This is a genomic window from Streptomyces flavovariabilis, from assembly GCF_000725785.1.
Lineage (GTDB): Bacteria > Actinomycetota > Actinomycetes > Streptomycetales > Streptomycetaceae > Streptomyces > Streptomyces hawaiiensis.
Genome location: NZ_JNXD01000005.1, coordinates 338,374 through 348,252, shown reverse-complemented (window position 1 = coordinate 348,252; position 9,879 = coordinate 338,374). Strand labels below are relative to the sequence as shown.

Below are 9,879 nucleotides of genomic sequence, written 5' to 3'. Positions count from 1 at the left end.
CGGTTACATTCCGAACCCGGAAGCTAAGCCTTACAGCGCCGATGGTACTGCAGGGGGGACCCTGTGGGAGAGTAGGACGCCGCCGAACAATTATTGAAAGGGTTGGACCCGGAACTTCTGTTCCGGGTCCAACCCTTTTTTGTTGCGCGTCACTTGGAGTTCACGTTGCGCAACCACCATGCACAGCATGGGTACTGCTGCAATGCTCAGGGCCGCCGGTGTCGGACTCGGTGACGAGGTCGTCGTGCCGGCCTTCGGGAACGTCGAGGTCGCCGAAGCCGTGGCCACGGCCGGGGCCCTGCCGGTGTTCGCCGACATAGATCCCGCCACCTACTGCCTCGACGCCGCTGCCGTGGAAGCGACGGTCACCTCGCGGACCGCGGCCGTGGTCGTCGTCCACCGCTTCGGCCGGCTCGCCGACCTCGCGCAACTGCACGCCCTCGGGCAGCGGCACGGACTGCTGGTGCTCGAGCAAGGGGAATCCGAGGCGCCGTACGACGAGATAGCCCAGCGCAGGGAGCGGGCGGCCTATCTCGACGCGAAGTTGAGGGGTGTACGGACGCCGGACGACGGCGACGGGCACACCTATCAGCAGTACGTCGTGCGAGTTCCGGGCAATGGGCGACCCGATCGGGATGCCTTCGCGCGGGCCGTGCGGGCCAAGGGAGTCGAGTGCCGGGTGCCGGTGAAGACGCCCGTGCACCGGCTGCCCGAATTCCGGCGGTGTGTTTCGCTGCCGGAGACCGAGCGGGCCTCCGACGAGACTCTCGCGCTGCCCGTGGATGCGTCGCTGACCAAGCGGGACATGCATCGGATCGTGTCCGCCTGCAATGCCCTCGGAGGGCTTCTTCAGCCCGCCTTCTGACGTGTTTGGGAGCACGGGCCTGTTCGGGGTATGATCTATTCCGTTGCCGCGGGGGAGACCTCGCAACGCAACAGGCCCCTATAGCTCAGTCGGTAGAGCGTCTCCATGGTAAGGAGAAGGTCAACGGTTCGATTCCGTTTGGGGGCTCAAGAAGGAAAGGCCCCACCCTCACGGGTGGGGCCTTTTGCGTTCCTCTAGTCCTTGCGAAGGCCCGGGACGCGCATGGCCAGGATCGCCATGTCGTCCGAAGGGGCGTCCGACGCGAAGCGTTCCACCGCGCGCATGATGCGGGCCGCCACAGCGCCGGCCGTGAGGCCCGTGCAGGTCGTGAGGACATCGGCGAGGCCGTCGTCGCCGAGCATGCGGGCGCCCTCCCGGCGTTCGGTGACGCCGTCCGTGACGCACAGGAGGACATCGCCCGGGTCGAGGGTGACGGTCTGCTCGTAGAGCTCCAGGTCCTCGATGACGCCGAGGAGCGGCTGGGGCTCCGCGGCCGGTTCGACCGTGCCGTCCTGGCGCAGGCGCAACGGGAGCGGGTGGCCGGCACACACCACCTTCAGTTCCGCGCTGCCGTCCTCCTGCGGGCGCATCTCGCCGTAGAGGAGGGTGAGGAAGCGGCTGCGGGCGCCTTCGTCGAGGATGGCGGAGTTCAGGCGCTCCAGCACCATCGGGCCGCTGAGGCCCTCGCGGGCCAGCAGGCGCAGGGCGTGGCGGGCCAGGCCGGTGACCGCTGCCGCGTTCGGGCCCGTGCCGCAGACGTCGCCGATGGCGAAACCGTAGGCGCCGTCGCGGATGGGGAAGACGTCGTAGAAGTCGCCGCCGACCTCGTTGCCCTCGCCCGCGGCACGGTAGATGACCTCGACCTCGACGCCGTCGATCGTGGGGAGTTCCGGGGGGAGGAGGCTGCGCTGGAGGGCCTGGCTGATCGCCGTGCGCTCCGAGTAGAGGCGGGCGTTGTCCAGGGCCAGGGCGGCCCGTCGGGAGAGGTCCTCGGCGAGTTCCAGGATCTCCTGGCGGAAGTGTTCGTCGGTCGGCTTGCCGAGGGTCAGCATGCCGATGACGCGGTTGCGGGCCACCAGCGGGAGGACGACGGTCTCGCCGCCGACGGCGGAGGCGGTGGCGAGGGTGGGGCCGATGCCGGGGGTGACGCGGGTCGTGCTGCCGCTGAGGCCGAGGCTGCGCATGGAACTGCGCAGGGCCGCCTGGTGGGCCAGTTCGCCGGGGGCCGTCCAGACGCGGGCCCCGGGGGTGGGGACCGGGTCGGGCGGGGCGATCTTCGACAGCAGGGACTTGATGCCGTCGATGAGCTCCTCGTCCTCATGCAGGACGTACGACAGGTAGGGCTCCGAGGCCTGGTGGGCGATGGTGTAGACGGCGCACCAGGTGGCGAGGGTGGGGACCGTCATCTGGGCCATCAGGGCCAGGGTCTGGTCGCGGTCCAGGGTGCCTGCGAGCAGGTCGGAGGCCTCGACCAGGAAGTTCAGGGAGCCGCGGCGCAGGCGTTCCAGTTCGCCGAGGCGGGCCGATTCGACGGCGAGTGCGATGCGGTCGGCGGCGAACTGGAGGCGCAAGGCCTCCTCGTTGGAGTATCTGCCGGGCGCCTCGGCGGCGACGCCGAGGGAGCCGGTGAGGCGGCCCTCCACCTTCAACGGGACCGTGACGACCGAGCGCATGCCCGTGCCGTTCAGCAGCGGTACCGCGCCGGGGACCGCCGTCAGATCGTCGTGGACGGCCGGCATGCGGGCCGAACCGTAGCGGCCGGGGCCCGCCTCGACGGGGACGCGTGCGAAGCGCTGGCGGGCCGAGGGCAGGCCTGTGGAGGCACGGACCTCCAGCTCCGTCTCGTCGTCGGTGGCCAGCAGGAGGAACGCCGAGTCGCCGTCGAGCATGTCGCGGGCGCGCTCCACCGTGCGCTGGAGGAGGCCGTCGAGGTCGTCCGGGGCGGGGTAGCCGATGAACACCTCGAAGGGGTCGGTGTTCTGGCCCTCGGAGCGGGTGGAGGCGTCGGAGGCGGGGCCGCGCAGGGGGGTCTGCAGAACTGCCCGTTCGTGGTCCCGTACCAGGAGGCACACGGTTGACGGTTCGCCGCCGGTGTCGCGGACGCGCAGGTGGGAGGCGTAGACGGGGGTGACGCGGCCGGTGGAGGCGCGGATGCCGTAGCTGCCTTCCCAGCGGGAGAGACGGAGGGCATCCGCGATGCCGGTGCTGGTGCCGGGGGTGTGCGGCCAGGCCGCGAGGTCGGTCAGGGGCTTGCCGGTGACCTGCTCGGCCGGGTAGCCGAAGAGTTCCTCGGCGTCCTCGTTCCAGGCGGTGATGTGGCCGGTGCGGTCGATCTGGATGACGGCCACGCGTACCCGGCCGTCGGTGAGGGGGAGCAGGTGGGACGGGAGTGCCGGTCCGGCAGCGCGGGTGCCCACCGCGCGTGCGGGCAGGTCCAGTTGGAACCAGACGGTCTTGTGGGTGGGGATGTACTCGACGCCCCAGCGGCCGGCGAGGGCCGCGCACAGCTGGAGGCCGCGGCCGCCCTCGCGGTCGGGGCTTCCCATGTTGATGGCCGTGGCCTGCAGGGGGATCTCGCGTTCGGGGTAGCGGTCGGCCACCTCGATGCGTACCCCCTCGTCGCTGCGCAGACAGAGCACGTCGGCGGAGGTGCCGGCGTGGACCACGGCGTTGGTCACCAGTTCGCTGGTGAGAACGACGGCGTCGTCGACGATGTCGGCGAAGCCCCAGCCCTGGAGGGTGTCGCGGACGAAGGAGCGGGCGCTCGCGACCGAGCGCCCCACGGGCTCGAAACTGGCGGCCGCGCGCGCGGTGATCACAGAACTCCTCGACCGGTTCTCGACGTGCTGGGCTGCGTGGCCGGCCGGCTCCCGCCGCTGTTGCGGCAGGGCGCCCGTCGGCCGGGGGTCCGGGGGCTGTCCCCCCGGGATCAGTCCGGTGGTCATGTGTGTGCGGCCGCCCCTCCGATGCCCGCTCGTCTTCGTGCCACCGCCCAGGCCGGACGGACCGGCGCGGCTGGACAGCCGGATGCAAGGTTACTTACCTTCGCGGTCCAATCGGATGCCGGTCTGCAGTGTTTCCGTCCGGAGGGTGTGCGGACGATGTGCGAAGCTGCCGAACTGTTATGGCCTGGTTCGGCCGGGGTGAAACACTGGGCAAGCTTCTTGTGAAGGGGCGGGCAGGCTGTGTGCCCGAAGCCGACCTTGGGCAGCAGCCCCTTGTCAGCGGCCTGGTATGCAGGGCAGAGAATACGCAGTAGTAACTGGTACGCCGAGCGTGGTACCCGAGCACAGCAGTGACGGTCGACCCCTGCGGGAGGGACACAGTGGAGTCTGGCGCAGCGACGCGTGGCAAGAAAACGCGCGCGAAAGGCGGACAGTCCCCGATCAACCAGGGCAAGGTGCGCGGTGGCACGACCGAGGTGGACACGGCGGCCCTGAACCGGCTGATGGCGGCCCTGGTGTCGATGCGGGACGGGAATTTCCGCAAGCGGCTCACGGTGTCCGGGGACGGCGTGATGGCCGAGATCGCGGCGGTCTTCAACGAGGTGGCCGACCGCAATCTGCATCTGACGGGTGAGCTGTCGCGGGTGCGGAGGATGGTGGGCCGCGAGGGCAAGCTCACCGAGCGGCTGGAGACGGGTGCCTGTGAGGGCTCCTGGGCGACGGCGATCGACAACTCGAATGCCCTGGTGGACGACCTGGTGCGGCCGGTTTCCGAGGTCGGCCGGGTGCTGTCCGCGGTGGCGGAGGGTGATCTGTCGCCGCGGATGGAGCTGCGGACGCAGGTGCCGGACGGCAACAGCCAGCCGTTGCGGGGCGAGTTCCTGAAGGTCGGGCGGACCGTCAACAACCTGGTCGACCAGCTGTCGACGTTCACCGACGAGGTCACGCGTGTGGCCAGTGAGGTGGGCACCGAGGGCAAGCTGGGCGGGCAGGCCCGGGTGCGGGGCATGTCGGGTTCGTGGCGCGATCTGACGGACTCGGTCAACACGATGGCGTACCGGCTGACGGCCCAGGTGAGGGACATCGCGCTGGTGACGACGGCGGTCGCCAAGGGTGATCTGTCCCGCAAGGTCACGGTGCAGGTGGCCGGCGAGATGCTGGAGCTGAAGAACACCGTCAACACGATGGTGGACCAGCTGTCCGCGTTCTCCTCCGAGGTGACCCGGGTGGCCCGTGAGGTGGGCACCGAAGGCGCGCTGGGCGGTCAGGCGCAGGTGCCCGGGGTCGACGGCGTGTGGAAGGAACTCACCGATTCGGTGAACACCATGGCCGGGAACCTCACGGCCCAGGTGCGCGGGATCGCGGAGGTGACGACCGCGGTCGCCAACGGTGACCTGTCGCGGAAGGTGACGGTTCCGGCGCGGGGCGAGGTCGCGCAACTCGCTGAGACGATCAACCAGATGACCGAGACGCTGCGGATCTTCGCGGACGAGGTCACGCGGGTGGCCAACGAGGTCGGGGCCGAGGGACGTCTGGGCGGTCAGGCGAACGTGCCGGGTGCGGCGGGGACGTGGAAGGACCTCACCGATTCGGTGAACACGGTCTTCCGGAACCTGACCACTCAAGTGAGGGACATCGCCGCGGTGACGACGGCGGTGGCCAATGGTGATCTGTCGCAGAAGGTCACGGTGGACGTGGCCGGCGAGATGCTGGAGCTGAAGAACACCGTCAACACGATGGTGGACCAGCTGTCAGCCTTTGGTGCCGAAGTGACCCGTGTGGCGCGGGAGATCGGTGTCGAGGGTGAGCTGGGCGGCCAGGCACAGGTGCCGGGCGCGGCGGGGACGTGGAAGGACCTGACGGACTCCGTCAACACGGCGTTCCGGAACCTCACCGGACAGGTGAGGAACATCGCCCAGGTGACGACGGCGGTGGCCAACGGCGACCTCTCGCAGAAGGTCACCGTCGACGTCTCCGGCGAGATGCTGAAGCTGAAGAACACCGTGAACACGATGGTGGACCAGCTGTCGAGCTTCGCCGACCAGGTGACGCGGATGGCCCGGGACGTGGGCACGGAGGGCCGCCTCGGCGGTCAGGCGCGCGTCGACGGTGTGTCGGGCACGTGGAAGGAGCTCACCGACTCCGTCAACTCGATGGCCGGGAACCTCACTTCCCAGGTGCGCAACATCGCGCAGGTGACGACGGCCGTGGCCCGGGGCGACCTGTCGCAGAAGATCGACGTGGACGCGCGCGGGGAGATCCTCGAGCTGAAGAACACCATCAACACGATGGTCGACCAGCTCTCGGCCTTCGCCGACCAGGTGACCCGGGTCGCGCGTGAGGTGGGCACGGACGGCCGGCTGGGCGGTCAGGCACAGGTGCCCGGCGTGGCCGGTGTGTGGCGTGACCTGACGGACTCCGTGAACGGCATGGCGTCCAACCTGACCGGCCAGGTGCGCAATATCGCCCAGGTGGCCACGGCCGTGGCCCGGGGTGACCTGTCCCAGAAGATCACCGTGGACGCGCGCGGGGAGATCCTGGAGCTGAAGAACACCCTGAACACGATGGTGGACCAGCTGTCGTCCTTCGCCGAGGAGGTCACACGTGTGGCCCGTGAGGTGGGGACCGAGGGCATCCTGGGCGGCCAGGCCGAGGTGCAAGGTGTCTCCGGCACCTGGAAGGACCTCACGCAGTCCGTGAACGGCATGGCCAACAACCTGACCATCCAGGTGCGCAACATCGCCGAGGTCACGACGGCGGTGGCCCGGGGTGATCTGTCGAAGAAGATCACCGTCGATGCCAAGGGCGAGATCCTCGAACTGGTCACGACCGTCAACACGATGGTGGACCAGCTGTCGTCCTTCGCCGAGCAGGTGACCCGCGTGGCCCGTGAGGTGGGCACCGAGGGCATCCTGGGCGGCCAGGCGCACGTGCCGGGTGTCACGGGCATCTGGAAGGACCTGAGCGACAACGTCAACCTGATGGCGAAGAACCTCACCACTCAGGTGCGGAACATCTCCCAGGTCTCGGCGGCGGTCGCCAACGGTGACCTGACGCGGCAGGTCACCATCGAGGCGCGCGGAGAGGTCGCGCAGCTCGCCGACACCATCAACACGATGGTCAAGACGCTGAGTTCGTTCGCCGAGCAGGTCACCAAGGTGGCCCGTGAGGTGGGCACGGACGGCATCCTGGGCGGGCAGGCGCACGTACCCGGTGTGGCCGGCACGTGGAAGGACCTCACCGAGTCCGTGAACCAGATGGCGTCCAACCTGACCGGTCAGGTGCGCAACATCGCCATGGTGACCACGGCCATCGCCAAGGGTGACCTGACGAAGAAGATCGACATCGATGCGCGCGGCGAGATCCTGGAGCTGAAGACGACCATCAACACGATGGTCGACCAGCTGTCGTCCTTCGCGGAGGAGGTCACCCGGGTCGCCCGCGAGGTGGGCACGGAAGGGCAGCTCGGCGGCCAGGCACGCGTGCGTGACGTCGACGGCACCTGGCGGGACCTGACCGAGTCGGTGAACGAGATGGCCGGGAACCTGACCCGGCAGGTGCGTGCCATCGCGCGCGTGGCGACCGCGGTGACCCGCGGCGATCTGAACCTGAAGATCGACGTGGACGCGTCCGGGGAGATCCAGGAGCTCCAGGACTACATCAACAAGATGATCGCCAACCTGCGCGACACCACGATCGCCAACAAGGAGCAGGACTGGCTCAAGGGCAACCTGGCCCGGATCTCCGCGCTGATGCAGGGACGCCGCGACCTGGAGGACGTGGCCTCGCTGATCATGAGCGAGCTCACCCCGGTGGTCTCCGCGCAGCACGGCGCGTTCTTCGTGGCGATGCCGCTGGTCGACGGCGAGGACATGAACGCCGCTGACGACGACCAGTACGAGCTGCGCATGCTCGGCTCGTACGGCTACTCGATGGGCTCCATGCCGACGTCGTTCCAGCCGGGCGAGGCACTGGTCGGGACGGCCGCCGAGGAGAAGCGCACGATCCTGGTGGAGAACGCGCCGAGCGGCTATCTGAGGATCTCCTCGGGGCTCGGTGAGGCGCCGCCCGCGCAGGTGATCGTGCTGCCGGTGCTGTTCGAGGGCAGTGTGCTCGGGGTGATCGAGCTGGCGTCGTTCACGCCGTTCACGCAGATCCAGAAGGACTTCCTCAACCAGATCGCGGAGATGATCGCGACGAGCGTCAACACCATCTCCGTCAACACCAAGACCGAGTTGCTGCTGGCGCAGTCGCAGGAGCTGACCGAGCAGCTGCGTGAGCGGTCGGCGGAGTTGGAGCAGCGGCAGAAGGCCCTCCAGGCGTCCAACGCCGAACTGGAGGAGAAGGCCGAGCTGCTGGCCCAGCAGAACCGCGACATCGAGGTGAAGAACACCGAGATCGAGGAGGCGCGGCAGGTCCTGGAGGAGCGCGCCGAGCAGCTCGCGGTGTCGATGCGCTACAAGAGCGAGTTCCTGGCGAACATGTCGCACGAGCTGCGTACGCCGCTCAACTCGCTGTTGATCCTCGCGAAGCTGCTGGCCGACAACGCCGAGGGGAACCTCTCCCCGAAGCAGGTCGAGTTCGCCGAGACGATCCACGGGGCCGGTTCCGACCTGCTCCAGCTCATCAACGACATCCTCGACCTGTCGAAGGTCGAGGCGGGCAAGATGGACGTCTCCCCGACGCGGATCGCGCTCGTCCAGCTCGTGGACTACGTGGAGGCCACCTTCCGCCCGCTGACCGCGGAGAAGGGCCTGGATCTGTCGGTGCGGGTCTCGCCGGAGCTGCCCGCGACGCTGCACACCGACGAGCAGCGGCTGCTCCAGGTGCTGCGCAACCTGCTGTCGAACGCGGTGAAGTTCACCGACTCCGGGTCGGTGGAGCTGGTCATCAGGCCGGCACGGGACGACGTGCCGCAGAAGATCCGGGAGCAGTTGCTGGAGACCGGGTCGCTGACCGATCCGGACGCCGAGCTGATCGCGTTCTCCGTGACCGACACCGGGATCGGCATCGCGTCCAGCAAGATGCGGGTGATCTTCGAGGCGTTCAAGCAGGCCGACGGCACCACCAGCCGCAAGTACGGCGGTACGGGCCTCGGGCTGTCCATCTCGCGCGAGATCGCTCAGCTGCTCGGCGGTGAGATTTACGCGCAGAGCGAGCCGGGCCGTGGCTCGACGTTCACGCTGTATCTGCCGCTGCACCCCAGTGAACTGCCGCCGCAGGGCTACCAGCAGCAGCTGCCCGCCCTGGAGGCCGGCGACCTGGTGGCGTCGACGTCCGGCCCGTCCGAGCTGTCGGACGTGGAGGCCGAGCCGCCGGCCGAGGTGTCGTCGTACCGCGAGGCGCAGAACGGGCCGGCCGCCCTGTTCCGGCGGCGCCGCAGGATGCCCGAGCTGCCGCCGCGCTCCGCGCAGCTGGAGCGGTGGACCCCGTCCGAGCAGGAGCCGGCGCCGAGGCCGAACCGCGGCATCCGGTTCGGCGGCCAGAAGGTCCTGATCGTCGACGACGACATCCGTAACGTCTTCGCCCTGACCAGCGTCCTGGAGCAGCACGGCCTGTCCGTGCTGTACGCGGAGAACGGCCGTGAGGGCATCGAGGTCCTGGAACAGCACGACGACGTGGCGGTCGTGCTGATGGACATCATGATGCCCGAGATGGACGGTTATGCGACGACCACGGCGATCCGCAGGATGCCGCAGTTCGCCGGGCTGCCGATCATCGCGCTGACCGCGAAGGCGATGAAGGGCGACCGCGAGAAGGCGATCGAGTCGGGTGCTTCGGACTACGTGACGAAGCCGGTCGACCCCGATCACCTGCTGGCGGTGATGGATCAGTGGATGCGAGGGGAATGAGGGGAACGTCGGGCAGTTGCGCGACCATGACGGGAAGGTTCGGTGTTCACGCGCTGTCGCCGACTCGGTGTGCGCATAGTCGTGTAGAAGTACAAGATCTGGGGAACCTTCTGGTCTCCCGCTGCGTTTCTGCTACGTGCACAGTGACATCACGGTGACTGGGTGTGGTGACGGGCGGGGTGCGGCTACGATGACCGGCACAAGGACGGGCGACGCA

At 68.8% G+C, this 9,879-nt stretch carries 3 protein-coding genes, 1 tRNA gene and 1 rRNA gene; 4 read left to right on the top strand and 1 reads right to left on the bottom strand.

All coding sequences use genetic code 11. From position 1 onward, the window contains the following. The 3 genes from rrf to IO24_RS0112230 form a co-directional block, all read left to right on the top strand. A 5S ribosomal RNA gene (gene rrf, locus IO24_RS42010) occupies positions 1 to 88 on the top strand; the annotation flags it as partial. A 114-nt stretch (positions 89 to 202) separates the two neighbouring features. Continuing rightward, the gene (locus tag IO24_RS0112235; RefSeq protein WP_031134919.1) at positions 203 to 865 is read left to right on the top strand and encodes a DegT/DnrJ/EryC1/StrS family aminotransferase; all 663 of its coding nucleotides are present in this window, start codon (positions 203 to 205) and stop codon (positions 863 to 865) included. A 74-nt stretch (positions 866 to 939) separates the two neighbouring features. After that, a tRNA-Thr gene (locus tag IO24_RS0112230) sits at positions 940 to 1,012 on the top strand. Between the two features lie 47 nt (positions 1,013 to 1,059). On the opposite strand, the gene IO24_RS0112225 is transcribed toward IO24_RS0112230, so the two are convergent. Then, a complete protein-coding gene (locus IO24_RS0112225; protein WP_031134917.1) occupies positions 1,060 to 3,810 on the bottom strand; it encodes a SpoIIE family protein phosphatase in 2,751 nt (916 codons plus the stop codon). A 380-nt stretch (positions 3,811 to 4,190) separates the two neighbouring features. Between IO24_RS0112225 and IO24_RS0112220 the strand changes: the two genes are divergently transcribed. Then, entirely contained in the window at positions 4,191 to 9,662 is a 5,472-nt protein-coding gene (locus IO24_RS0112220; protein WP_078899217.1) for a HAMP domain-containing protein, read from the top strand. The last annotated feature ends 217 nt before the right edge of the window (positions 9,663 to 9,879 follow it).